Origin of the sequence: Psychrobacter celer (genome assembly GCF_016107555.1) — a bacterium.
Lineage (GTDB): Bacteria > Pseudomonadota > Gammaproteobacteria > Pseudomonadales > Moraxellaceae > Psychrobacter > Psychrobacter celer.
Genome location: NZ_JABASU010000001.1, coordinates 273,074 through 299,652 on the forward strand (window position 1 = coordinate 273,074; position 26,579 = coordinate 299,652).

General features: G+C 48.9%; 21 protein-coding genes. 17 read left to right on the plus strand and 4 right to left on the minus strand.

Going from position 1 to position 26,579, the window contains the following annotated elements; genetic code table 11:
• Positions 1-17 precede the first annotated feature (17 nt).
• The 8 genes from ssb (at position 18) to JFC05_RS01170 (ending at position 10,153) form a co-directional block, all read left to right on the plus strand.
• Positions 18-620: a single-stranded DNA-binding protein gene (gene ssb, locus JFC05_RS01135; protein ID WP_198335401.1), complete on the plus strand. Its 603-nt coding sequence runs from the start codon at positions 18-20 to the stop codon at positions 618-620.
• A 579-nt stretch (positions 621-1,199) separates the two neighbouring features.
• A complete protein-coding gene (locus JFC05_RS01140; protein ID WP_105244013.1) occupies positions 1,200-1,523 on the plus strand; it encodes an H-NS histone family protein in 324 nt (107 codons plus the stop codon).
• Between the two features lie 162 nt (positions 1,524-1,685).
• Positions 1,686-2,516, plus strand: a complete 831-nt coding sequence (gene gspN / locus JFC05_RS01145; protein WP_198335402.1) for a type II secretion system protein N — start codon at positions 1,686-1,688, stop codon at positions 2,514-2,516.
• 9 nt (positions 2,517-2,525) lie between these two features.
• Positions 2,526-3,419, plus strand: a complete 894-nt coding sequence (locus tag JFC05_RS01150) for a type II secretion system protein N (RefSeq protein WP_227697341.1) — start codon at positions 2,526-2,528, stop codon at positions 3,417-3,419.
• Between the two features lie 205 nt (positions 3,420-3,624).
• The gene (gene gspD / locus JFC05_RS01155) at positions 3,625-5,868 is read left to right on the plus strand and encodes a type II secretion system secretin GspD (protein WP_198335404.1); all 2,244 of its coding nucleotides are present in this window, start codon (positions 3,625-3,627) and stop codon (positions 5,866-5,868) included.
• 504 nt (positions 5,869-6,372) lie between these two features.
• Complete coding sequence (locus tag JFC05_RS01160; RefSeq protein WP_198335477.1) at positions 6,373-7,380, plus strand: TatD family hydrolase; 1,008 nt, start codon at positions 6,373-6,375, stop codon at positions 7,378-7,380.
• Positions 7,381-7,505: 125 nt separating this feature from the next.
• Positions 7,506-8,297, plus strand: a complete 792-nt coding sequence (locus JFC05_RS01165) for a tRNA threonylcarbamoyladenosine dehydratase (protein ID WP_198335478.1) — start codon at positions 7,506-7,508, stop codon at positions 8,295-8,297.
• Positions 8,298-8,332: 35 nt separating this feature from the next.
• A complete protein-coding gene (locus JFC05_RS01170) occupies positions 8,333-10,153 on the plus strand; it encodes a GAF domain-containing hybrid sensor histidine kinase/response regulator (RefSeq protein WP_227697342.1) in 1,821 nt (606 codons plus the stop codon).
• 85 nt (positions 10,154-10,238) lie between these two features.
• Here the strand turns inward: JFC05_RS01170 and efp are convergent, their stop codons facing one another.
• Complete coding sequence (efp, locus tag JFC05_RS01175; RefSeq protein WP_192996005.1) at positions 10,239-10,811, minus strand: elongation factor P; 573 nt, start codon at positions 10,809-10,811, stop codon at positions 10,239-10,241.
• 198 nt (positions 10,812-11,009) lie between these two features.
• On the opposite strand from efp, the gene epmB reads away from it, so the two are divergent.
• The 8 genes from epmB to JFC05_RS01215 all read left to right on the plus strand — a co-directional run bounded on the left by epmB (position 11,010) and on the right by JFC05_RS01215 (position 21,911).
• On the plus strand, positions 11,010-12,017 hold the full coding sequence (epmB, locus tag JFC05_RS01180; RefSeq protein ID WP_198335406.1) for an EF-P beta-lysylation protein EpmB: 1,008 nt from the start codon (positions 11,010-11,012) through the stop codon (positions 12,015-12,017).
• Positions 12,018-12,324: 307 nt separating this feature from the next.
• On the plus strand, positions 12,325-14,118 hold the full coding sequence (locus JFC05_RS01185) for a hypothetical protein (protein WP_198335407.1): 1,794 nt from the start codon (positions 12,325-12,327) through the stop codon (positions 14,116-14,118).
• Positions 14,119-14,411: 293 nt separating this feature from the next.
• The gene (locus JFC05_RS01190; protein ID WP_198335408.1) at positions 14,412-16,496 is read left to right on the plus strand and encodes an EAL domain-containing protein; all 2,085 of its coding nucleotides are present in this window, start codon (positions 14,412-14,414) and stop codon (positions 16,494-16,496) included.
• A 56-nt stretch (positions 16,497-16,552) separates the two neighbouring features.
• On the plus strand, positions 16,553-17,011 hold the full coding sequence (locus JFC05_RS01195; RefSeq protein WP_198335409.1) for a c-type cytochrome: 459 nt from the start codon (positions 16,553-16,555) through the stop codon (positions 17,009-17,011).
• 48 nt (positions 17,012-17,059) lie between these two features.
• The gene (locus tag JFC05_RS01200) at positions 17,060-18,088 is read left to right on the plus strand and encodes an AAA family ATPase (RefSeq protein WP_198335410.1); all 1,029 of its coding nucleotides are present in this window, start codon (positions 17,060-17,062) and stop codon (positions 18,086-18,088) included.
• An 84-nt stretch (positions 18,089-18,172) separates the two neighbouring features.
• Positions 18,173-19,234 (plus strand): hypothetical protein, encoded by a 1,062-nt coding sequence (locus JFC05_RS01205; protein WP_198335411.1) that lies wholly within the window; start codon positions 18,173-18,175, stop codon positions 19,232-19,234.
• Positions 19,231-21,552, plus strand: coding sequence for a transglutaminase TgpA family protein (locus JFC05_RS01210; RefSeq protein ID WP_198335412.1), 2,322 nt, complete (start codon positions 19,231-19,233; stop codon positions 21,550-21,552). Before JFC05_RS01205 ends, JFC05_RS01210 begins: the two co-directional genes overlap by 4 nt.
• Before the next feature lie 68 nt (positions 21,553-21,620).
• Positions 21,621-21,911: a DUF4031 domain-containing protein gene (locus JFC05_RS01215; RefSeq protein WP_198335413.1), complete on the plus strand. Its 291-nt coding sequence runs from the start codon at positions 21,621-21,623 to the stop codon at positions 21,909-21,911.
• A 284-nt stretch (positions 21,912-22,195) separates the two neighbouring features.
• Here the strand turns inward: JFC05_RS01215 and JFC05_RS01220 are convergent, their stop codons facing one another.
• The gene (locus JFC05_RS01220) at positions 22,196-23,110 is read right to left on the minus strand and encodes a LysR family transcriptional regulator (RefSeq protein WP_198335414.1); all 915 of its coding nucleotides are present in this window, start codon (positions 23,108-23,110) and stop codon (positions 22,196-22,198) included.
• A 200-nt stretch (positions 23,111-23,310) separates the two neighbouring features.
• Between JFC05_RS01220 and JFC05_RS01225 the strand changes: the two genes are divergently transcribed.
• Positions 23,311-24,441 (plus strand): S-(hydroxymethyl)glutathione dehydrogenase/class III alcohol dehydrogenase, encoded by a 1,131-nt coding sequence (locus JFC05_RS01225; RefSeq protein ID WP_198335415.1) that lies wholly within the window; start codon positions 23,311-23,313, stop codon positions 24,439-24,441.
• An 88-nt stretch (positions 24,442-24,529) separates the two neighbouring features.
• Here the strand turns inward: JFC05_RS01225 and JFC05_RS01230 are convergent, their stop codons facing one another.
• Both JFC05_RS01230 and JFC05_RS01235 read right to left on the minus strand, forming a co-directional pair.
• Complete coding sequence (locus JFC05_RS01230; protein WP_198335416.1) at positions 24,530-25,225, minus strand: haloacid dehalogenase type II; 696 nt, start codon at positions 25,223-25,225, stop codon at positions 24,530-24,532.
• 31 nt (positions 25,226-25,256) lie between these two features.
• The gene (locus tag JFC05_RS01235; RefSeq protein WP_198335417.1) at positions 25,257-25,910 is read right to left on the minus strand and encodes a DsbA family oxidoreductase; all 654 of its coding nucleotides are present in this window, start codon (positions 25,908-25,910) and stop codon (positions 25,257-25,259) included.
• Between the last annotated feature and the right edge of the window lie 669 nt (positions 25,911-26,579).

Genomic DNA, 26,579 nt, shown 5'->3' on the forward strand with positions numbered 1-26,579 from the left:
AATAAAAGGACGGTATCATGCGCGGAGTTAATAAAGTTATCATCATCGGTAACCTTGGAGCAGACCCTGAGGCACGTCAGTTTAATAACGGTGGTAGCGTGACCAATATCTCGGTTGCGACATCAGAGCAGTGGACAGACAAACAAAGCGGCGAAAAAAGAGAAGCGACCGAATGGCATCGTATCTCACTCTTTAATCGTCTAGGCGAGATTGCAGCGCAGTATCTTCGTAAAGGCAGTAAGGTCTATATCGAGGGCAGTTTGCGCACGCGCAAATACCAAGATCAAAATGGTCAAGATCGCTATATTACCGAGATTCGCGCTGAGCAAATGCAGATGCTCGATGGCGCAAGCGGTGGCGGTCAAAGCCAAGGCGGGGGCTATGGTAATCAAGGCGGCCAAAACAGCTTTGGTCAGCAAGGTGGCTACAACCAAGCAGGCGGCGTAGCAGCTCAAGGTATGGCGCAGGGCAGTAACCAAGGGGGTTATAACAATCAAAATGCTTATAACAACCAAAGCAGTCCTCAGCAAAATCCATTCAATCAGCCAGCGCAAAATGCCTCTCAGCCTAAGCCAACAGCGATGCCTGATGGTCCAGTCGATGATGATATTCCGTTCTGATGACTACAATAACAAGATGTTGTATTTATAATTCTGTAGCTCATTGATAATAATATCATTGAGCTATTTTTATATCCGTTTTTATTATTTATTTTTTTAATAAAAACAAAGTTTGTTTGTTGTTAAATATGATTTTTTATAAAATCAAGAAATAATGGGGAGTAATAGCGGATTAAAAATTTACTTAAGTTTACTATCTGCTGAGTCTATACAAAAATATATAAAAAACTACTGTTGTGATAAGCGATATTTTTGTTTATATTACTTTTGCGAATAAACTTTATGACCCAAAACCTTTTTTTGGTTTGAGTATGGCGATATTGAGCTATTTTAAACCAGATGATATTTAATGGGTTTATAATCTTAACGCCGTTATCATATGATTAAGTGATATAGTCGAACCACTATTAAAGTGTTACAGCGTTAGACTCGTTTAGCCTACTACTGTAGTACTTGCACTCGTCTGCCTTGTACCACTTTTAATATTGATTGACTATAACTCAGATACCGAGTCAGTTACGTCCTTAATGGTTCATTAGATCATTAAGATTGTTATTTTATTATAGAGTTGGATTTATTATGACTAAAAATAGTGCTATTGATTTGGATAGTTTAGGCGTTGATGAGCTACGTGCCATTACCGAAAACGCTCAGCAACTTATCGCTAAAAAACAGCATCAACGTTTATATGACGCTTATATGCAGTTCGAAAAAATTGCAGAAGACAGCAATACCACCATCGAAGAGATTTTAAAAGCCGGTGAGACGCTGGAGAAAAAACGCAGTATTAAATACCGCAATACTGATAACAGCGAAGAGACGTGGACGGGCCGTGGCCGCAAGCCTACCTGGTTGGTAGAGGCGTTGGCCGCAGGTCGCAAACTTGAAGACTTTGCTGTTTAATTAGCACAGCCAGCGTCTGGTTGCTGAGCCAAGCATCAGATAAAAGCCAGTATCTTTTTTGCCAGTCTTTTGGTAAAAAGATACTGGCTTTTTTTCTGTCATCTGTATGCCATTGTTTGTTATGATAATGACGTTTTTGTCTTATATAAGAGTTATCACACTGTGCCCCAAGTATCTGCGTCGTCTCATAAGCGTCCCCGTAAGCTGTGGTGGCTCGTTGGGCTGGTGCTCTTTGCGCTATTTGCGGTACTGCAGATGCCTGCCGCATGGGTGCTCAACAAGTATGCGCCAGATACGCCTTATGTGCAGCACGTATCGGGCAATCTCTGGCAAGGGTCTGCTATTTGGCAGATGCCTGTGGCAGCAAGCTCGCTTACGGGGACAGCCGACTGGTCATGGCAGCCTTGGCAATTGCTGCTCGGTAAGCTCGGTGCCAAGGTTGAGATCCAATCAGAGCAAACCCGCCTGCATGGGCAAGTAAAAATAGGCTGGCACTCGTGGCAGGTAGATAATATGAGTGGCAAAATTGCCCCGTCCACCCTTGCCAGTATCATCGATTGGCAACTGCCCAATACACCAATTCAGGTCAATAATGTCTCGCTCAAACGCCAGACAGCTAGCGGTACCGCCGCCGATGAATCAGCGACCAGCGCCAAGGCGGCAGGCTTTAGCCAAGCAGATGGTCAGCTTACGTGGGTGGGCGGCGAGGTTGGCTATCCAAGTGGCGGTAAGGTATTTTATATCACCATGCCTGCGCTGCGTGCTGAGCTGAGCGCTGAGCAAAAAAACAACAAAAACCTTTTGCATATAAATCTACTAAACCAACAAGATAAGCGCTTGGGTGACTTATATATCGATGGCGATAACATGCTAGATGTCAGTTTGACCCAACGTCTGCTAGAAAACATGCCCGACTATAAAGGACAAGCGCCGCAAGATACGCCAGTCGTCAGTGTGCGTCAGCCTTTATTGGCTGGTTTGGGGGCGCAGTAAATGCTGAATATGAGCGCAAATCTCAAGCCTGTACTCAATATCCTAAATCGCTTTTCGGGTTGGTTGCTGTTTTTGGCCATGGTATGGCTGTGCTGGACAGCGGCGCGGCTATTTTGGCTCTTGCTGGCGGCACCGCTCGCACCAGCCTTGCCCTTAGCGCCATTACAAAGCAGCACGGCTTCAGGCAATGACAACGCAGGTTTGTTTGCGATCTTCTCTGACCCCGAGCCGAGTGCAGCGCCTGTGCAGCCGCCACCAAACGTCGAGTTAAAAGGGGTGCTGCTCGCTATGCCAGAGAGCCAGTCGTCGGCATTACTCGATGTCAATGGTGAGGTAAAAAACTATCGTATCGGTGATACGCTGACAGGTAGCGACTATGCATTGGTGGCCGTCGATTGGAATGCTGTCGTCATCGCTGATGCCTTTGACAAGCAAACTGTGATTAGAATGGTTGAGGCGATGCCGCTGGATCAAAGCGATAACATAGCAGGTGCGGTGAGCAACCAGCGTTTGCCAGATCATACGATGTTGCCCACCGCGCCGCCGCCAGCTGATATAGACAATGAGGCGGCCATGACAGGCAGAGATGATCGTGACAGTAGTCCGCAATCAGCCATCGCCGAGGCGGTCACCGAGCTGCAAGAAAACCCCGCCAGCTATCTAAGTAGAATGGGGGTGATGGCGTCAGGAGAGAGTTATCAAGTGACGGCGGCGATGCCAGCGCAACTGCGTAATCGCTTGGGTCTTGAGCCAGGGGACAAGGTCATCACGGTCAATGGGCAAAGCGTGGGCAACAATCCTGCCCAAGACGCTGGTATATTGCAGCAAGTCCAGCAAACTGGCGAGGCGCAGATACAAGTGCAGCGCGGCGAGCAAGTGATCACCATTCGTCAGCAGTTTTGATGCCATTTAACAGGTTGCGGCAAGGTTGTGACTTTGTATTTATCACATTTATAGTAAGCCCATCACCAGATGGATTAAGCGTTCGCTCAGTTGTATCGTTGTGTTTGAGTCTTCACGCTCACATAGTGGTTTTAAATGCTGGCTAGGTAGTTTTTGACCTAAAGCCAGTACATATTTACCAATATCACTGCAGGTAATTATCAATATGGTCAGTTCTCACAAATTTTCAGTCACGCCTTTGCAGCGTATTATGCAGCGTCTGATGCGTATGTGTCGTCCTTTATGTCTGGCGATACCGCTATGGGCTGCCAGTACAGGGCTTGCGAGTGCTGAGAGCTGGAAGGTCAACTTACAAGACGCTGATATCAAGGCGTTTATCAATGAAGTGGCGACCATCACCAATCAAAATTTCGTCCTCGACCCGCGTATCAATGGCAATGTAACGGTGATTTCAAACAAAGCCTTATCACGTGATGAGATTTACCAGCTGTTTTTGAGTGTGATGCAGGTCAATGGCATTGCCGCGATTGATTCTGGTACGACGGTCAAGCTGGTGCCTGATAATGTCGCCAAGCAATCTGGCGTCGCCGTCGATTTGCGCGGAGATAGTGTCGGTGAGTCCTTGGCCACACGCGTGATTTATCTAACCAATACTCAGGCGGCAGAAGTATTGGGCGTCATTCGGCCCCTGATGCCGCAGTCTGCCCATGCTGCTGCGGTACCTGGTGTCAATGCGCTGGTGTTGTCTGATCGCGCCGATAGCCTCAATCAGCTGACGGCGCTCATCCGTGATTTGGACAGCAATGTCAATGATAGCTTACGCGTGATACCGTTACGCCATGTCGATTCTGAGCGTATGATGGAGCTGATCAGCGCGTTGGTCTCTAGTGCAGGCAGCGGGCAAGCACAAGGCGGTAGTAATCAGCTGAAGGTGATTGCTGATAGTGCCAGCGATAGGCTGTTGGTTAAGGGTAGCCCTGAGATGATCGCCAAAGTACAAGAGATGGTCAATCAACTAGATACCACGCCTAGCAGGCGTCTTAGCGGCTTACGGGTCTTTCGTCTAAAGTATGCCAGTGCCAGTCATATTGCAGAGATGCTACGCGGACTGCTGGCCAATCAGTCGATCAATAGTGCAGGGGCGACCTCTACTTTGGAATCTGCCTCCCTAAACGACGCCAGTAGTGCCGGGGCAGGACTGAGCAGTGCTGCCAACGATACCAGTACGAATAGTACGGCTGCATCGGCGTTGTCTTCTGCAGGCGCTGGTGCTGGCAGCGCCAGTGCAAATGGTCGACCCTTTAGTATCATCGCTGATGAAACCCAAAACGCCGTCATTGTCAACGCCGCCCCTGAGCTGATGTTTGAGATCGAAGATGCCGTCAACCAGCTAGACAGTCGCCGCGCGCAAGTGTTGATTCAGGCAGCGATCGTCGAAGTCTCAGGCGATGATGCCACCCAGCTTGGCGTACAGTGGGCGCTGGGCAATGCCAATAGCGGCTACGGTGTGGTCAACTTCAATAACGTAGGCGCTAGCGCTACCTCGCTTGCCGCCGCCGCTTTAGCAGGTGGGTCGAGTATCAGCGCCGCTGCCGGCTCGATAGCAGGCGCGTTGGTCGGTATCGGTGATAGCAGCAAAGACAGCCAAGGCAACACTCAGTTTTATGGCGCAATCTTACAAGCGCTTGACTCGACGACCAGTGCCAATCTGCTGTCTATGCCTTCTATCTTGACGTTGGACAACGAAAAAGCCAGTATCTTGGTCGGGCAAAACGTACCCTTTGTCACAGGTTCTTATACGACCAGTGGTAACTCCTCGACCAATCCTTTTCAGACCATTGATCGTCAGGACATCGGTATCAATCTCAATGTCATTCCGCATATCGGTAACAATGGCACGGTACGCCTTGAGGTCTCACAAGAGGTTTCATCGGTGGTGCCTGGCAGTACTGGCAACGCAAGCGGACTGATTACCAATAAAAGCCTGATTAATACCACGATTTTGGCAGACGATCAGCAGACCATCGCCTTAGGTGGCCTGATGCGTGACAATACCACCACCCGCCAACAAAAAGTCCCAGGGCTGGGCAATGTCCCTGTGATTGGTCGGTTGTTTCGCTCAGACAACGACAGCACCCAAAAAAGCAATCTAATCATATTTTTGCAGCCCACCATCTTACGTGATGGCGGTGCGGTCGCGAGTGTCACTGAGCGTAAATACAATCAGATGCGCGTGCTACAGCTGGTCATTGATAAAAACGGCACAATCAAACAGTTGCCCTTGAGCGGTACAGAAGGCTGGAATGGCAATGTCAGCGCCGACTATGAGCTGATGCCGCTCAACCCTCTCGTACCCAAGCGCGATCAAACCCCAACTGCTGCGCCGCAAGGATTTACAAAAGTGGACAGCCCAAGCAGCGGTATTACCACCTATCCGTTAAAGCGCTAATGGCTGATGGTGGCTGGTTTTTAATTCACCAATTTTTTAATTCACTATCATCAATCCGGCATAAAGCCAAAGCGCTTACGAGGCCGGATCATGATGTAATCACGCATATGACATCGTACATTAGCTTGCGCATTCATAACACAGATACACATAGCACACTTGATATCGCCGTATAATAATGGGTAATAAGTGATTGTTGGTACCAATTGCCAAAAAAACTAAGCAAGTATCAAGAGTAGCTATCATGTCAGAGCATCAAAATGACCAAGCATAAAGACAACAAGTATAAAGACCATAAACAGCCAACAAAAAAGTGGCTGGCCTTGGGGCTAACCGCGGCGGCTTTGTTACTGATCCCTCGGCGTAGTAGCCGGCAGTCTGCCACGAGCTGCCATGAGAGCTGCGCAGACCACTCGTCACACGGCCGAATCAAGCGGCGATGCAAACAAAGCCCAAGGTAAAGACAGCTGCCAGAGACCCAATACGTGCCGTGGAGTGACGATTATGACTGCTAGCGACTCATCAACCCTTAGCCATGACTATGAGAGGATATCTACTATCTACCCGCTCATCGATACGCACACACACTTTGATGCGCCTGTATTTGACCATGACCGCACAGCCCTTGCACAACAAGCCTATGAGCGAGGGGTGCGTCATTTGGTACTGGTGGGGTATTTGGCGCGTCATTTCGAGCGTATGTATGAGACCAAGCACACACTCACGGCGACTGATGCAATTCAAGACAAAGATGGGGACAATCGTGACCGCCCGCCGATGCCTGTCACGCATATTGCGTTAGGTTTGCATCCTTTTTATATTGAGCAGCATACTGACCAGCACTTGGCGGATATGGCTCAAATGTTGGGGCAAAAGCGTCCTATCGCCATTGGTGAGATTGGACTAGATACGTTTACAGATGCCATGAAAGTCCCTGCCGTGTTTGCCAAGCAGCAGCAGTTTTTTTGCGCACAGCTAGACATGGCAGTGGCGCATCAGTTGCCTGTGATGCTGCATATCCGTAAGGCACATGCAGAGGCACTGGCTATTTTAAAAGCGCACGACTACGACGCGCAGCAGCTCGGTGGTATCGCCCATAGTTTTAGCGGCGGCGAGCAAGAAGCAAAGGCTTTTGTCAAACTTGGTTTTAAGCTGGGAGTGACGGGGCAAGTCACCAATCCCAATGCCAAAAAACTGCGCCGCGCGATTAGTGCGGCGGTAAACGCGCATGGCATCAGCTGCTTGGTGTTAGAGACGGATTGCCCTGATATGACGCCCATCATGTGTCAGACGGCAGGCGACAGCGCATCGGCATTAGGCCAGTCTCCAGATGATGAGTGGGGCGCGCCGTCTACTGCGGGATGTGCTCACAATAGGAACGTACCGGCCAACTTGCCATGGGTGCTGTCGAGTCTCAGTGAGCTGCTCGAAATACCCATCGACGAGCTTGCCAAACAATTATGGCAAAACAGCAATGATGCTTTACAAACGCATTGGCCTTATCCCGTATAATGGGGGTAGAAAATCAAGCATCCTGTAGACAAGTTATTTCAATTTAAAAGAGCGTTGAATCTGTGATAAGTGATACAAAAAGTTTTGAGCAAATAAATGAAGCGATGAGCAACGCGCCTTTGGCGATGCAAGCCGAAGATGGGCAGTATGAGCGCCGCTTTCAGGGCACCAAGACGCTTTATGGTGCAGCAGCGGCAGACACCTTTGCCGCCGCTCACGTCTATGTCATCGGGGTGGGCGGTGTCGGCTCTTGGGCGGCAGAGGCGCTGGCTCGAACCGCGGTCGGCACTATTACCTTGATAGATTTGGACGTATTGGTCGCCTCCAATGTCAACCGTCAATTACCGGCACTAGACAGCACCTTTGGTCAAAGTAAAATTGCAGCGATGGCCACACGCCTGCAGGAGATCAACCCAAAAATCACCGTAAACTTGGTCGATGATTTTTTGACAGTAGAGAATGTCGCAGCGTTATTGCCCAGTCGCGATGTGGCCAAAACAGCCGCCCAGCAGGGCAAACCGATTGTGGTGCTCGACTGTGTGGACGATATGAATGCCAAATTGGCCATCGCGTTGCACTGCCGTTTTAACAAATTAAAACTGGTCTGTGCTGGGGGCGCTGGTGGTAAGATAGACCCAAGCCAAATTCGAGTGAGTGACTTGCGTGAGAGCTATCAAGACCCGCTACTGGCCAAGCTACGCAACAAGCTCCGGCACGAAAAGGGCATCAACCGCGAGCTAAAAGATAAGTTTGGTATCAAATGTGTTTACTCTACAGAGCCGCCACGAGTAGATAAGAGCTGTCAAACAGGAGGCTTGCATTGTGGTGGTTATGGCTCAGCCGTCGTCGTCACCTCAGTGGTGGCCATGGTCATGGTGAGCGAAGCGTTACAATTATTGATAAAGCAGACCGCGTAATGCCAACCGTCTGAGATTATTAAATGGAGTCCATCTTGTCTACAACCAACTTGCCAACGCTCAGCTATCCGGTCGCAGTCGATGAAGCTGCGCGCATCGACAAGCTAAGAAAGTATCAAGTGCTCAATGACAATGATGAGCCTGCATTTAAGCGTTTGGTAGAGCTTGCCAAGTCTTTTTTTGGCATGCCGATTGTCACCATCACCTTTATGGACGAGGAGACGCAATATCTCAAGTCTGCCCATGGCTTAGGTGAGGTATGCCGAACCTCACGTGAAGTGGCAATCTGTAATTATACGGTGCTCTCCAATGATGTTTTTGTGGTGGCGGACTTATCAAAAGACAGCCGCTTTAGCCAAAACCCTTTGATTACCGAGTCACCGCATTTACGGTTTTATGCAGGGGCGCCCATTATCTTACACGAGGATCATAAAAGCTTTCGCTTGGGCTCTTTGTGCCTGATGGATACCAAACCGCACGACGACTTTGATGAGTCGCAAGCCAAAGTACTGGCGCAATTTGCCCTGATTGCAGCGGATGCGTTACAACTACAGGACAAGCAGCGCGATGCCAAGCATGCCAATGAAATGAAGTCGGATTTTTTGGCCAATATGAGCCACGAGATACGGACACCAATGAATGGCATCATCGGTATGGTGGAGATGCTAAGCGAGACGAAGCTTAGTGACGAGCAACAAGAATACGTGGACAATATCAAGGTATCCAATGAGCATTTGATGGCGATTATCAATGGGATTTTGGACTTATCAAAAGTTGAATCTGGCAAAATGACCCTTGACTCCATTCCGCTCAACCTCTCCACGTTATGCAACGAGGTGGTGAGCCTCTTTGCGATAAAGGCACGTCAGCGCGGGCTGATATTAGATTATCACTATACTGAATCGCTATCGCCTTATGTACAAGGCGATCCGATACGGCTCAAACAAATCATCGCCAATCTGGTCAATAATGCCATCAAGTTTACCCGTGAAGGGGGTCGGGTGAGTATCGCGGTCAAGCACGTGCCCAACTGCCACTGTGCCGACGACACCGACCACGCTGATGACAATCATCATCACTCAGGTGAGGCGATCCGTGTACCAGCCAATCTATCGAGTGACCACACTGGCGATGATACGGCGGTGTCTGCTGACTATATGACCGTATGTATCGAGGTGACAGACACAGGAGTAGGCATCAAGCCTGAGTCGTTAGAGGCGATATTTGATGCCTATGATCAAGCGGATAAGTCGACGCACCGGCTTTATGGCGGTACAGGGCTTGGGCTATCTGTCTGTAAGTCGTTGGTAGACTTGATGGGCGGTGAAATCAATGTCGACAGCGAAGTGGGCATTGGCACGACGTTTAGTGTCCTGCTACCGCTGCCAACCATCGATGCTGCCAAATATGAAACTTGGCAGAACGCCAATGAGCTCATCACAGATGAGCCAAGTCATGAGCGGGCAGGTCATATCTTGCTGGTCGAAGACGATGCGGTAAACGCCATTATTGCCAAAAAAACCTTGACCAACAGTGGGCATATCGTCACCCACGTCACGGATGGACAGCAAGCGCTTGAGATATTTGCCGTATCGCCTGATCGCTATGATTTGATTTTGATGGATCATCATATGCCGATTTTGGACGGGGTACAGGCCACCATCAAGCTACACGAGCTCTATGATCCGCAGTCTTTGCCGCCGATTATCGCTTTGACAGCCAATGCGATGGACGGCGAGCGTGAAAAATATCTCAAGGTTGGGATGCAGGATTATTGCACCAAACCCTTTAAACAAGAGCAGCTCAATGCGCTGGTGCAGTATTGGCTGATTCAGCAGTCATCCAATCAAGAATAGCGGGGCAATAAAAAAGCTTAACCCTTATCATAAAGGTTAAGCTTTTTTTTGTACTCAGTAACAATCAGTAAATAGTAAGCGTCGACTAGTTGACACGGGTCTGGTAGTCACCAGTACGGGTATCCACACGGACCACTTCGCCCTGCTGGACAAATAGTGGTACACGTACAACCGCGCCAGTCTCTAGCGTGGCAGGTTTGCCGCCGCCGCCTGAGGTATCGCCGCGTACGCCAGGATCGGTCTCTGTGATTTGCAACTCAACAAAGTTTGGCGGCGTGACAGATAAGGGTACGCCATTAAATAAAGTAATGACACAAAGCTCATTACTGTTGTCCTTTAGCCATTTTGGCGCATCACCAACGGCCGCTTTGTCGGCTTGCAGCTGCTCGAAGGTTTCTGGATGCATAAAGTGCCAAAACTCACCGTCGTTGTATAGATAGTTCATTTCAGTGTCTAGTACGTCAGCGGCTTCTAAGCTGTCGCCTGATTTAAACGTTTGTTCAAGTACTTTGCCACTACGAAGGTTACGCAGTTTGACGCGGTTAAAGGCTTGACCTTTACCCGGTTTGACAAATTCGTTTTCAAGAATGGCACAAGGATTGCCATCCAGCATGACTTTTAGACCTGCTTTAAATTCATTGGTAGAAAAACTTGCCACAAGAGACTCCTAAGGGTTTGTAAGTAGGGGGTATCACTATGCTATGTGCTGGTGGTTGCAGGGCTTATTGCGCCAAACCTCATACCATCACTTGTGTCTGTCGCACTTAGCTAGCAAAATAGGCTAGGCGGGATACTTTGATAGGGTAGACACTAAGGGCGTATAATAGCGGCTTTTGGGCACAGGTAATAGGCTGTCATGATAAACCATTTAATCACACAAAAAAACTGGCAAACGCAATTATCCGAAGCCATTACATCCGTGGATGAATTGCTTAGCATCCTAAAGCTTGAGACGCTACGCACAGAGATCTATGTGCCGAAACACTTTGCGCTACGTGTGCCGCGTGCTTTTGTTGCAAAAATGAAAGTCGGCGACCCCGAGGATCCGCTGCTCAAACAAGTTTTGCCCGATCAGCAAGAGCAAATAAAAGTCACAGGCTATGTGGCGGACCCACTAGCAGAAAACGACCAAAACCCTATCAAAGGTCTGCTGCACAAATACCAATCAAGAGTGCTGCTGACCATTACGGGGGCTTGTGCGATTCATTGCCGCTACTGCTTTCGTCAGCACTTTGATTATAGTGCCAACATGCCCACCGCCGATGCCAAAGCACATATCATTGACTATATCACAGCGCACCCTGAAATCAATGAGGTTATCTTAAGTGGCGGTGATCCCCTAAATGTGACCAACAGGCGGCTGTTTGCATGGCTGGACACGCTTGAGGCCATCCCGCAGCTGACCACCATTCGTCTGCATACGCGCTTACCGCTTGTGATTCCTGCGCGTTTGGATGCGCCGCTATTAGATAGGTTGGCCAAAAGCCGCTGTCAGATTGTGATGGTCATCCACTGCAATCATGCCAATGAGATTGACACCCTGACGGCGGAGCATCTACAGCGTGCAAGAGCCGCTGGCATTACGTTACTCAACCAAGCGGTGTTGTTAAAAGGCATCAATGATAGTGTGGCGATACAGACGCAGCTCAGTCAGCGCCTGTTTGCCGCAGGTGTGCTGCCGTATTATTTACACGTTTTGGATAAAGTGGCAGGCGCGGCTCATTTTGATAGTGATGAGCATAGCGCTGTGAGGCTATACTGGTCGCTGCTGGCGGCTTTGCCAGGGTATCTGGTACCCAAACTGGTCAGAGAATTACCGAATAAACCCTTTAAAGTGCCGGTTAACATTTACCATGATGTTTGATATGCAAAATATGCTATATTAAAAATTAGTAAACAAAGAATGACTAATAAAGAGTGGGCGAGCTGCTGACTACCAAACAAGCAATATCAATAGTGACGCTTGGTAAAGGATTTATCCAGCGTGCGGGTAAGGATGGTATTAAGGTATAGTCATGCGAAGTAAAATCGATACGCTGATATTAACGTGCAACTGGCATCAGCTTTTCTTACTTGCCTGTCTGACAAAACGGCTTCGCTGTTAAACTATTCGATATCACGAAAAGTTATTGGATTAAAAGTTATTGGATTAAAAGTTATTAGGAATCTGGATGATCACCCTATCGACGTTTCAAGAGTATTTGTCTGCTACAAAACTGCAGTCAACGACAGCAAGGCGTTCTGTTGATAATGAAGCGCGCTATTTGCAGACACTATTGACCGGTCTGCCGTCACAGACACATGAGACGCAAGCTGAGCGGCTAGAAGAGATTTTGAAGGGCTTGCAGGCAGCGGATATGGAGGAGGAGCAGCGCCTTAAGCTCACCGCTTGTGTCATCGAGGCCGCCGAGCAATTGATTGTGGCGCTGCGCCAACACTATATTTATGAGACTGCTGCCTTTAGTGAGGCGCAGATGGCGTATGTGGCTCAAGTTCGGTCGCTATATTATTTGGTTATCATGATCTATGATGGTGTCATACAGCGTGAGATGACAAGCTCCATCCATCCCGATAAATCTGCTACAAAAAACGGTTGGCAGCGTTATTTCAACCATGAAAAGCGCGCATCAGCCGTGCTCGCCCTTGCTATCTATCAGTCACTATTGATGTATCAAAAGCTCTTAGGCGAGGCGGCGCTCTGCTACCAAAAGCCGTCATCGTACTTATGGTCTAAGATCAATCAGCTGTATTATCTTGCTCATCAGCAGCGCCTAACGTTGATGAGTCTGAGCGCCCATACGCTCACTCAGCGCGCAGACAGTATTCACCGTCTGTACTGTCAGCTATGTTTGCACAGCTTATTGAACGTACATGCCATGCGTCGTCCTAATATCTTGTTGGTGCAGCGCTTGTTGCCTGAGTGGGCCGAGCATCTGCTCGCCACCATAGAGCCTGAGAGCGAAACCCGAGTGTTTGTCAATTTAAAAGACAATCAGCCGCCTACTTACTTGACGGCTCATTCATGCATCAATCCTTATGAGGATCGGTATGAGTGCTTATTTATAGAGCTGACACCGATGATTACCTATCTGCAGGCACGCAGGCAGGCATTGATAAAAGAAGGCCGGGAGGCGGTGGCGTGTGCGCTGCTCAATAAAGTAATCATGACGCTCACATATCGCTATCTACAGCCTCAGCTGACGTTGCCAACCAAGTATAGCTCAAAGCAAGACGCTGTGGTGATTGGCGGGTTTAATGACATGCATTACCGAGTCAGTCAGGGCTGCAGCTTCACCAGATTGATTGTAGCAAACGAGCTGCCAGGGGCATACCGGCCTCATTATGATACCCATCAGTTGCCCACCAACACTCATACGCGGTTGAACGCTGAGACATTTGATGGCGATGATACCTTATCGTTGTTTCGCATCTTGCGACTGCGCACTGAGCCTGCGAGCATGCCAGTAGATCGTCAACCACCGACGCGGACTGGGCAGCTCGATTCGAGTCCTCTACCTATAGATGCAGATATCCAACATAACACCAGTCATAAAACCCGTGATGAGCGCGTGGCCGCGCCGGTGCCATTACAGATCATGAGGCTTTTTTTGTTATGTCGTGCTGAGACTGCGACCACCCTTGATTGCTCGATAGGGCTGACTCGCTGGGTCAATGCTGATGGCGCTACGCCAGAGATTGAGTGGCAGGTACTCGGACACAATCCAGCGGCTTGCGGCCTACGTGTCGATGGTGATGACACGCGTGACCGGCACTTTGTGCCAGCTTTTATCATGGGGAAAGACGAGCAGCTCCAAACCGAGGCAAGCCTCATTGTCCCAACTGCCCATTTTCAGGTCGATGATCGGGTCATCATGCGTATCAATCAGCAGCAGACGCCGTTACGTTTGGGGCGACGCTTATTAATGACTGATGAGTTTAGCCAATATGAAGTGCTACGCTTATAGTTTGACTACCAGCACTATTGTTTGATTTGAGGCAAGCTTTATCAGGCCTGTAGTAGACACGAGAAAGTCTGTGTTTTTGTATTTGAATCATGGATAAGTGCCAAAACATACTGCGCGAACTCCCGCTAATGAAACTCGCCTGCAGGGGGTGCAGTTATTGTCTATAATGGTACAAATTGTTACTCTATTGATGCGATACCCAATCTGCTGACCAAGCACTGAATAAGCAAGCTCAGGTATCAAACATCACTGATAAAATACGATCGTATGATCATAAGGTTAAAAGGCCATTTATGCGCACTCAGTCTATCCTAAACCTGTTAGTCATCAATGATGATCAGCTCTATGCTGAGCGACTTGTGCAGTTATTGAGCGCTTATTATGATAGTGTGAATTTGGGGTTTTTGGACGATAAAGAAGAGCTGCTAAGGCTGTTGCGTCAGCCATGGGATGTATTGGTGTTTGGCAGTGCTTATGACATGAACTTCACCGAAGCGGTGGGCATCGTGCAAGAGCAAAGTATTGATTTGCCGATGATTTGTCTGTTTCATGATGAGGCGGCAGCCACCGCACAAAATGACGACGGCTTGCCAGCTATCGTCAGCGGTACAATGGTCAAGGCGCTCAAAGCCGAGCAAGAGATGGCAGTGGTGATGGCTATTTGCTTGCAACATGACAACTTGCGCAGCCGCCGTGAGCTAAAGACGCTACGCCATGTCATCTCTGAGGCGGAGCAACGCGCGAACGTCTTGATTAAAAACTCCAAAAGCGCGGTCGCCTATATCGATCAAGGCATCCATATATTTGCCAACGACCCCTATCTGCAGCTTTTTGGCTTTAAAACCATGAACGATGCCATCGGCGTGCCAGTCGTTGATTTGATTTCAGGCGGGGATAGTGTCAAAGGCTTTAAACAGTTTTTGCGGCAGTTTGACAAAGGCAATCGACAAGAGGTGGAGTTTGAGTTTGAAAGCAAACGTACCGATGGTAGCACCTTTGAGGCCAAACTACAGCTTGCCTCAGCCACCCTAGACGGTGAGCCTGTCACCCAAGTCATCATTCAGCAAAACACCAATAACAGCGCTGAGGTGGCCAAGCGCTTAGCGGAGGCTGAGCGTAAAGATAAACTGACTGGTATCGACAACCGCCATGGTTTTGAAAAACAAATGGCGCTGGTGTACGAGCAGGCACGACAAGGGCTACTGACAGCAGGGCTTTTGTATATTCAGCTCGATAATGTGGGTAAAATAAAAAGCAGTTTGGGCCTACAAGGGGTCGATGCGACAGTCAAGCAAGTCGCCTATATGTTAGATGAACTGATAGAAGACGGGCATGTAAGCCGCTTTAGTGATACGGTGTTTACGGTGCTTGTCGAAGACAAAAGCGCCAGCGAGCTAAAAGATTTGGCACAGCACCTTGTCACACGCATTAGTGAGATGTTTATCGAAGTTGATAAGCGTACCACCAGTACCACCGTCAGTATTGGTATCGTGAAGATAGAGAAAAATGCTGCAGAGCCCAATGTACTGCTCGAGCGTGCTATCGATGCCATCAATCAAATCATGATAGAGACTTCCAATAATGGTGGGACGTACCACTTGTATGACCCAAGTGAGCATGCCAATAGTGATGATCATGCACTGGCTGAGTCTTTGGTCGATGCCATTACCAACAATCGTTTTGAGCTGTCATTTCAGCCTATATATGACATCAACAAAGACCGTAGCGACTTTTTTGAGGTGTATCTGCGCTTACCGCTGGCAGATGCTGACAATACCGTACTCACCCCTGATCAGTTCATGGCTGTCGCCAAGACGCATAATTTATTAGAAAAAATCGACCGCTGGGTACTAATCAATGCCTGCAAAAAAATAAACGAAGTCCGTAAGACCCATCCTGAGGCCAGACTGTTGGTGCAGCTCACCGGGGCGTCGCTGGTCGACAAAAAACTGCCAAATGTGGCCAGTCAGTTGATCAAGGCAGTCGGCGGTGCCGCTGGAGTCTTGACACTGCAGTTTAATGAAAAAGACATCTTAGACTATCTGACCGTTGCCAAAACCCAGTTTTCGGCGTTGACACAAGTCAGCTGTCAGTTAGGTATCAATAACTTTGGCTCATCTGCTAAGTCTATCGAAATCGCCAGCTTTGTACAGCCAGATATGGTGCGTTTAGCGCGAAGCTATATCCAAGATATCAATTCTGCGGATAATCTCAACACGGTTAAGTCTTTGATTGTGCGTACGTCTGAGGTCCATGCTGACGTACTCATGCCATATATCGAGGATGCCGCGACGATGTCGGTGGCGTGGAGTGTGGGCGCCCGTTATTTGCAAGGATACTATCTAGAAGCGCCCAGCGCGACCATAAAAGTCTCATAACGCCATGCCTCATCCTGTTTTTAACTGTCATACCTTTTAACTGAAGATTGTCAAACATGTTTATGATTCGTCAGTATCGTTTGTGCGGCCTTGTTGCCGCTGTTTTATTGCTCAGTGCGTGCGGAGAGCAAGTGCCTGCTGATCACCGTGACCCTGTGACATTGCCGCTATATACTGAGGGCGATGCCGACAACGGTGCGATTATTTATCAAGATGCCTGCGGTCAGTGCCACCAGCTAAATGCAGGGCTGAACAAAAAAGGTCCGCAGCTGATGAATATCTACGGCGCGCCTGCCGCCGCCCTCGAGGATTATACTTATAGTGAAGGATTAAAGGTGTCAGGCTGGGTATGGGATGCACAGACACTAGACCCTTATATCGCCGATGCGCAAAAGAGTATGCCAGACTCAAAAATGCTCTCAGACCCGATGCCGGATGCAAAAGAGCGAGCAGATGTGATTGCTTATCTGGCAACCCTAAGGGCGGCGCCGCCTGCGACCGATGACGGTATTTGATCGCAGACTTATTATGTTTATTCTTCCAAAATGAGCCAATAACTGACTATGAGCCATGCCGCGATTGACCCCGCTTCTCCCATCACCTCTCAGCCAGCCACGCAGCTGGCAGATACGGCGGCCTTGAGTGCCGCTGACTATCAGCACAATCAGCAAAAAATAGCTCAGCTGCTTGAGCAACTAAACCACATCGTTTTAGATAAGCCGCAGGCGATTAAGCTGGCGCTTAGTGGTATATTGGCGGGTGGTCATTTATTGCTACAAGACTTGCCTGGTATGGGTAAGACCACATTGGCACAAGGGCTAGCCCAGCTGCTTGGCCTAAGCTTTAATCGTGTGCAGTTTACCAATGACATGCTGCCCGCTGATATTTTGGGCATGAGTATCTTTGAGCAAAAAAACCAGCGCTTTGAGTTTCGGCCAGGGCCGATCTTTACGCAGTTGTTACTTGCGGATGAAATCAACCGCTCTAGCCCCAAAACCCAAAGCGCACTGCTAGAGGCCATGGAGGAGCGGCAAGTGACGCAAGATGGGCAAACCTATGCGCTGCCGAAGCCGTTTTTTGTCATTGCCACCCAAAACCCATTGCAGCAAGCAGGCGTCTATCCACTGCCTGAGTCGCAGCTCGACAGGTTTTTATTGTGTATCTCGCTTGGCTATCCATCGCCTGCCGCTGAGCGTGAGCTTTTGCAAGGTCAAGATCGCCGCGAGCTGCTCAAAGGCTTGTCTGCTGTACTTGATACCGAGGCGGTATTATTGGCGCAGCAGGGTGTTAAGCACGTGTATGTGGCTGATTTGGTCTTGGACTATCTACAGCGGCTGGTCGCAAAGACACGCGCCAGCTCGGAGTATCATGGCCTTTCACCACGTGGTGTGCTGTCGCTCCAGCGAGCGGCGCAGGCTTATGCGTATGTATCGGGGCATCAGGAGGTGGCACCAGAGGACATCCAAGCGGTGTTTGCTGCCGTCACCGATCATCGCCTCGGCCAGCGTTTTTTGCCCGCGCATGTGACTGGTGGACAAGCGATGCAGACCATCGCCCAACGTATTTTGGCCGAGGTGGCTGTTATTGTTTGACCGTCTGTTTACTCATAATAGGCTCACTTCTAAAGCTGCTCGTTTATTAGCGATAAGACGATTAATTTTGAGGATAGGGTCGTTATGAGTCTGTTGCCAAATGCCTTTACTGTACCAGCGGACTCTGCACTACGCCGCTGGTTTGCCGCGCGTGCGCCCAAAAGCGATAGCGCCACCCTCACGCTGCGTAATGTCTATATTTTTTTTAGTCGTGAAGGCCTGCTGTTTGCTGTTTTGTTAATCATCACTTTTATCGCTGGCATCAATTATGGCAACAACTTGGTGCTGGGTTTGTGCTTTTATTTGGTTAGCGTTTGGCTGATCAGCTTTCATGTGACCTTTGCCCATATTTCAGGTCTTAAAGTACAGTTGATAGATGTCACTATGGCAGAGGCAGGTGCGCCTGTTTGGGTGACCTTAAAGCTGATTAGTGAGAGCCGCCAACCAAGACGGCAGCTATTATTTGGCTTTGATCAGGCTGACGGCCAAGGGCCACGCAAAAAGATTAAAAAGACCGATAAAAAAACCGACGCCCGAGCAAACGCTGGCGCTGAGCCTCAAACCTCCCTACTGGTGACACGGCTACAAGGCGAACAAACGATTCGCCTGCCAGTACAAACGCACAGCCGCGGCCAGCTGGTACTCCCCAGACTCACCATCAAAACCGTCTACCCGCTCGGCATTATGCGCGCATGGTCTTATGTGTATTTTGCCCGTCGCGCTTGGGTGTATCCCAAACCTGAGGTTTTTGATTGGCAAGCACAGTATGCGCTAGCCAATGAAAAAGATCTGCCAACAGGTGGGCAATATCAGCAAGGTCAAGATGATTTTGAGCGGCTCGACAACTATATCGAAGGTGAGTCGCTGGCCCGTGTGTCGTGGGGGCATGTGGCACGAGGTCAAGGCATGTTTACCAAGCATTTTGCCGATCCAGTCGGTCATGAGCAAACGTTGGATTATGCCGATATGCCAGCCGCGCATCATGAACAAAAACTGGCACAGCTGGCTTATGGTGTACAGACCTTGGGTGAGCTGGGCGTACCCTTTACGATGCAACTACCGCAAGATAAATCTGCCGGCGCGGCGATGGGGGTAGGTGACAGCTTTGTACAAACGTGCTTGCTAAGGTTGGCAAAAGCGCCATGAATAACTCTACACAGCCTTTATCAAAAAAAACGATAGCGTCATCGAGTCGCTTTGATAAAGCAGACGTTATAAAAACTGCCAGCTTTGAGCAGCTGGCCTTGGGTGATCATCGCAGTGCACAGATAGTACATGGCGAAAAGCCAAGCGGATATGCCAAATTTTTTGCTTTGCCTGCCTACTATTGGGTGTTGATCGCCCAAGTGGTCATTATCTTACCGCATGCAGCCCATCTGCCATTATGGCTAATGGGGTTTGCGGTGGTCAGTATTATTGCTCAGCTGCCGCGTGTGAAAGCGCGATTTAGAAAAACAGCGCATCTAAAACGAGTCTATCAGGGCATGCAGATGCTCGGGTTTTTGTTAGGGCTGGCAGGACTATGGCTGACTTATCACACCGCTTTCGGCCTCGATATGGGTGTGGCGTTTTTGGTGCTATGCTTGATTAGCAAGCTGTGGGAGCTCTATAAGCGCCGTGATGCCTATGTGGTATTAAATTTATCGCTATTTGTCCTCGCTGCGCTGTTTTTGATGGATCAGGGCTTGGTCACGACGTTTGAGGTAATCGTGGGGGCAGTGACGGTGCTGCTGGCCTTTATTGCGCTAAATGACGACGGTAATACGCGCGGTGATGGTCGCTTGCGTACTTTAGGTGTACTGGGTATTGGCGCATTGCCATTATTGGTCGTGCTGTTTTTGTTTTTCCCGCGCCTGCCACCGCTATGGTCAGTGCAGCTCTCAGGTCAGCAAGCGACCACGGGTGTCTCTGATAGCATGTCACCCGGTGATTTTGCCAATTTGGGACAATCGACCGAGCTTGCATTTCGGGTAGAGTTTGTAGATAACCGTCCCCCACAGCAGCAGCTATATTGGCGCGGCTTGGTCTTTAGTGAGTTTGATGGGGTCACGTGGCGTCCTAGCCCTCAGCAACAAGAGTGGCGGCCTGCACTGCAAACACCTGCTTGGATTGAGAATGCCTTTGCAACTATCCCTGATGAAGCGAAAGTTGCGCCGACCAACTATGAGATTATCCTAGAGCCAACGCAGCAAAGCTGGCTGTTTGGGCTTGATTATCCGTTTACGCAGCGCCAAGACGTCAAAATCACCTCAGACTTTACTTTATTAAAAGACCAGCCGGTGACTCAGCAGCTGCGCTACGAGGTATTGCAGTTTGCACCGATGCGTATCGACCCGATTCTCTCTGATGAATCACGCCGTCTCAATCTTACACTGCCAGCTGACGGCAATCTGCAAGCGCGAACTTTGGCGCAGCAGTTATTCGCTCAGTCAGGTTCAGACCCTGTGCGTTATATGCAGGCGCTGGAGCGCTGGATTAACCAAACGGACTTTCGTTATACACTGTCTCCGCCACAACTGAATAATAACCGTATTGATGAGTTTTTATTTGAGACCAAAGCGGGGTTCTGTGAGCATTATGCTTCCAGCTTCACCTTTATGATGCGCGCCGCTGGCATTCCAGCACGTGTCGTGGCGGGCTATCAAGGCGGCGAGCCCAGCCGTGGCGGCAATGTCTGGGAAGTGCGGCAAAAGGATGCGCACGCTTGGACGGAGGTTTGGCTTGACGGTCAAGGCTGGCTACGTGTCGATCCGACGGCTTTTGTCGCGCCTGAGCGTGTCGAGCAGGGTATGGAGGCACTGACGCAATCGCAAGGCGCGGCGATGTTTGGCGACGGTGCTGCCGCCCAAGTCAGCTATCAGCAGTATCAGCTGCTACAAACCTTACGCCGCCTCTCCGATCAAGCCAGCTATTATTGGCAAAAAGATGTCGTTGGTTACGATCAGGACAAGCAAGCCGACTCGCTACTCAAATGGTTTAATATCCGCTCAATCATGCAGCAAATTATATGGCTGACGGTCAGTGCTATCATGGTGATGGCTATAGTCATCTTAATCATTTGGCAACGTCGCCGTAAGCGTTGGCATCCAGCAGACCTACCACTTGCACAGTTATCAAAACGTATTGGTAAAAGTGATAAAGAGTTGGCTCGTCAAGAGAGTGAAGGGCAGCTGGCTTGGCTTGAGCGCTTGGCAATAGCGGTTGATGGCCGAGAAAATGATTCAAATACTGATATCGACGCTGATATCAACGCCGATACCAATGCTAAAAGTAGTAATAAGAGCAGTAAAGTGAGTAAGTTAACAGATAGCGGGCATTCAGAGATTGTACAAGCAAAAATCTTGCAAATGAGGCAGAACTATCGGCAGCTGCGTTATGGACGTCTAAGCAGCCTTGAAACCAATGATAGCGAGTACCAAACTATCCTAAAGCAGCTTAAGAAAGATGCACGTGAATTGTTCTAATGGCTGTTTTGTGAAAGCGTTGTTTAGCACATGATAAAATAGCTATTGATAATAAAGGAGGCGACTCTATGGCGATATATGTCGATTTTATGCAGATAGAATTTAAAGGCTATAAATGGTGCCACATGCTGGCAGATAACCTGCAAGAGCTCCATGAGTTTGCCGCCTTGATTGAGATAGATACGCGGTTGTTTCACCGAGACGCCAGCTATCCGCACTATGATGTGACAGTACAAATGCGCAAAAAGGCGATTGAATATGGCGCTATACCTGCCAATCGAAAAAAGATTATTGAATGTGCAAAGAAGCTAAAAATAGAATTACATGAGCAAATCGCACGCGCTGAGGGCTGCGAATAAGCGCATTCTTTCAAAGCAGAAAAAAGGTGGGTCATGCGTTTGCAGCCTACCTTATATGTCAACGTGGAACTGGTATAAATTTTCCTTGCGTGCTGTGCCTGCGCCGCTCGATGCTGCGTAAAATTTATCCCAGTCTCACTGTATCGTTTTTATACTGAACTCACTATATAAGTACTCTTTGTATATCAAAGCGCGATGCTTTATAGCATTGTGCGTAATAAACCATGCATAGTAAAGGCGCGCGTGACAACTAGATCTTATCAGCGATGATGTAAGAGCGCCAACTATGCCAGGCGCGCTGCCAGATAATCCACCAGCAAGCGAATCTTTGGCGATAAATGACGATTGTGCGGATAAATCGCCCAAATGCTTTCTTCAGGCTCTCTATAGTTATCCAGTACGCTGATCAATGCCCCTGAGGCCAGATATTGCTGCACATAATAATCAGGCAGCTGCACGATACCTAGACCCTTTAATGCTGCATCCACTAAGCTGTGGCCGCTGTTGTATTGCACGCTGCCTGAGACGCGTAGGTTTTTTTCTGTGTCCGTTGTTTTGTGCGCTTGCTGACCCACTGCCTTGTTAGCTTGTTTATTATTTTCGATAAAGTGCCAATAATCACGTGTACCAAGTAGGCAGTTATGTTTGTGCAGATCAGACAGTGTGTGCGGTGTACCATATCTTTTGAGGTAAGCAGGTGCAGCGCAGACAAAGTTGGTACGGCGACTGAGTTTTTTTGCCATCATGGTTGAGTCGCTTAATTTGCCAATACGCACCGCTAGATCATAGCCGCCCTCTATTAGATCTATTTTTTGATTGCTCAAAAAGGCCGTCACTTCGATATCGCGGTATTGCACCATAAAGTCATTGATCAGGGGCAAGAGTTGCTGCTCGCCATAGGTGACAGGGGCGGTGAGTTTGATTCTGCCTTGCGGCTTAGATTGTAAGTTACTCACCGCTTGCTCAGCGGCATCCAAGCCATCGAGCACGCCGCGGCAATGCTGATAAAACACCCGCCCTTCTTCTGTGAGCGATACCCTCCGTGTCGTACGATAGAGCAATTTAATATTCAGGCGTTTTTCTAACGCGCTGATCTGCCGACTGACCTGCGCGGTGGAGATGCCTAGCTCCTTTGCCGCTCGGGTAAAGCTCTCGTATTCAGCCACGTAGACAAACTCACTAATGCCATCCCAGCGCATGATTATTACCACTGTGAAAAAGATATTTGCAAATATAACACATTGTTATCACAGCAGAAACAACTATAATGGACAATATAAAATCAACGCCTATAGACGACTCAAACTAGCGCTTGCTTCTACAGTGTAAGCGCTATAAGCTAAATTGGTCTGAGCGTGATTAACGCCATCACTTATTTATGATTACAAGAGGGAATACTATGTCAGATAATTTTATTAAGTCCAAAGCCGCCATTGCGTGGGGGCCAAATGAGCCGCTATCTATCGAAGAAGTCGATGTGATGCTGCCCAAAAAAGGTGAAGTGCTGGTAAAGGTTGTCGCCAGCGGCGTTTGCCATACCGATGCGTTCACCTTATCTGGTGAAGACCCAGAAGGCGTGTTTCCTACGATTTTGGGTCACGAAGGTGGCGGTATCGTCGAGCAAGTCGGTGAAGGCGTGACCAGCGTGCAAGTCGGCGACCATGTCATTCCGTTGTACACCGCAGAGTGCGGCGTCTGTAAAATGTGTCGTTCAGGTAAAACCAACCTATGCTCGGCAGTACGCGAAACCCAAGGTAAAGGCCTGATGCCAGATGGTACCACGCGTTTTTACAAAGATGGTAAGCCGATTTACCATTATATGGGCTGCTCGACTTTTTCTGAATACACGGTGTTGCCAGAGATTTCATTGGCCAAAGTCAATAAAGAAGCGCCATTAGAAGAAGTCTGCTTGCTGGGCTGCGGCGTGACCACGGGCATGGGCGCTGTGATGAATACTGCCAAAGTCGAGGAGGGCGCAACGGTTGCTATCTTTGGGCTGGGCGGCATCGGACTGTCTGCTATCATCGGCGCGCAAATGGCCAAAGCCAGCCGTATCATCGCTATCGATATCAACGAGAGCAAGTTTGAGTTGGCCAAAAAGCTTGGCGCGACAGATTGCATCAACCCAAAAAATTATGACAAGCCCATTCAGGATGTCATCGTCGAATTGACCGACGGCGGCGTGGATTATTCGTTTGAATGTATCGGTAATGTCGATGTCATGCGCTCAGCACTAGAGTGCTGCCACAAAGGCTGGGGCGAGTCGGTCATCATCGGGGTCGCAGGCGCAGGCCAAGAAATCTCAACCCGTCCATTCCAGCTAGTGACAGGCCGTGTTTGGAAAGGTTCAGCATTTGGCGGGGTCAAAGGCCGCAGTGAGTTGCCCGGCTACGTCGAGCGCTACCTAGCAGGTGAAATTCCGCTACAAGACTTCATCACTCACACCATGCCGTTAGAAGACATCAACGATGCCTTTGATTTGATGCATAAAGGTGAGAGTATTCGTTCGGTGGTGCACTTTTCTGAGTAAACATTAAGTTAAGCAGCAAACGATAAGCTGAAAATACCGCGCCTATTATGGGGCGGTATTTTTTTATGCTCAAGACAAACCATAGCGATTAGCCTTGCGCGCGATGAATGATTTGCTCTGCAAGCGTAGTCAAGTCTGTGGCCATAAAGTCCGGTGTTGGCACATTGGGGGCGGATAACAAGGCATTATAAGGACGTTTGAGAAACGCTCCTTGGCAGCCAGCAGCTTGCGCGCCGATGGTATCCCAAAGATGACAGGCGACTAGGCATAAATCTGACGTCTGGACGGCCAGTTTATTAGCGACCAGCTCATAGGTTTCAGGCGCCGGCTTGAACATTGCAACCTGCTCAACGCTAAAAGACTGCTCAAAAAATACGCTCAATCCTGCCTGTTCTAGTGGCGTAGGGGCGGCGCTGGGTGCTGAATTGGTCAGCGTCACCAGACGAAACCCTGCCTCACGTAGTTTGGTCAATGCTGGGACAGCGTCAGAGTGCGCAGGCATATTGCTCATATGCGCTTTTAACTCATCGATATCGTCCTCTGTCAGCATGATTTGGTGGATATCAGCGCTCATCTGTAATGCGCCGATACCCAGCTCACCAAAAGGCGTGTACAGTCCTGATAACGTCATGGTTTGCGAGTATAGCACTAGCTGGGCAAACCACTCTCTGAGCATGTTTTTGTCACCGAATAGGCGTGCAAATAACGGCGCTAAAGTGGTTATGTCGAGTAGCGTCTCGTTGACGTCAAAGACGATAACCGCGGGTGTTAGGTGAGCGTGCATAAGATATCCTTTCATCGACAACGCTTAGGGTTTAGTCTGGCATATGGGCCAATTGCCCTAAGATATTGAGGTAATTGTCTACCCCTTGCGCGCCGCTTACCAAATGACGCTCATTAAAAATCATCGCTGGCACACTTTGAATGCCTTGCTGCTGCCAGTGCTGCTCTTCTGCGCGTATCTCTCGAGCAAAACGCTGGTCTGCTAAGACCGCCAGTGCCTCGCTTCGATCTAAGCCGACCTCTGCTGCGATATCGGCCAGTACCGCGTTATCCGATATATCGCGGTTGTCCGTGAAGTGCGCTGCAAAAAGCGCTTGCTTTAACTCATGTCTGTGGCCTTGTTTTTCGGCCCAGTGTAAGAGCTGGTGCGCATTAAAGGTATTGTGCATCCATGTGTCGTCGTTGAAGTGAAACTGAAAGCCGACCTCATTTCCCGCCTCTGTTATTCTGGCGCGGCTGGCATCCGATTCTGCCTTACTTGAGCCATACTTTTCCATGATGTGCTCACGCATATTTTGTCCTTCTTTTGGCATTTTTGGGTTTAATTCAAAAGGATGCCAATGTATCTCATGGTCTGTATTGCTTTGCTCAAGCGCTGCGGCCAGTTGGCGGTAGCCAACGACGCACCAAGGGCACACCACGTCTGAGACGATGTCGATACGTAGGGGAGTGTTGGTATTTTTCATATCTATCTGCCTGATATTATTTATATAATTGATATTGTTTAAAGTTATTTGAGGTTTATGCGCAATTGCTATCTATCAATTCATGCTAGAAGAATGATATTGCGATTGCAATCATATTATTAAATAAACTTTGGTTTGTTTTTTTTGACCAAGCAATGTCACAGCGGGTTTACAAACCCCTAATGGCTCACTGGATCACGCGCCAGCAGTGGCAAGATGCGGCCATCACATCAGGCGTTCATCATACAGGAGGGGGATGCCATAGCCTTGCGTGCAAAGGTCAAAATATGACCCTTAAAAGGCAGCTCAAGATAAGAGGTATCCTCTGGCCTTACGTGCTGACTGCTAAAACCAAACTCCAGCATTTTATTGGTCAGCTTAAAATTGTTGATTGTCACGTAGCGTACAAATACGGATGTCGGTATTGCCGATTTCAATCGTTTGATAACGCACGCGCACAGTCGTCAGCGAAGTCATAAACTGTCTTAAAAAATAAGCAAGAGTGCAAGGTTTGGCAAGGAGTGCCACGTTCAAAGGCTGGGTTTTTGTGCAATGACGTAACGTGTAGGGAGCTGGTTGATATAAATGGTGGGTCATACACAGCAGTGGTTATTGGTAAATATTCAACACGGCCTATATGTCAGTTCAATAAAATCAATAAAAACAGAC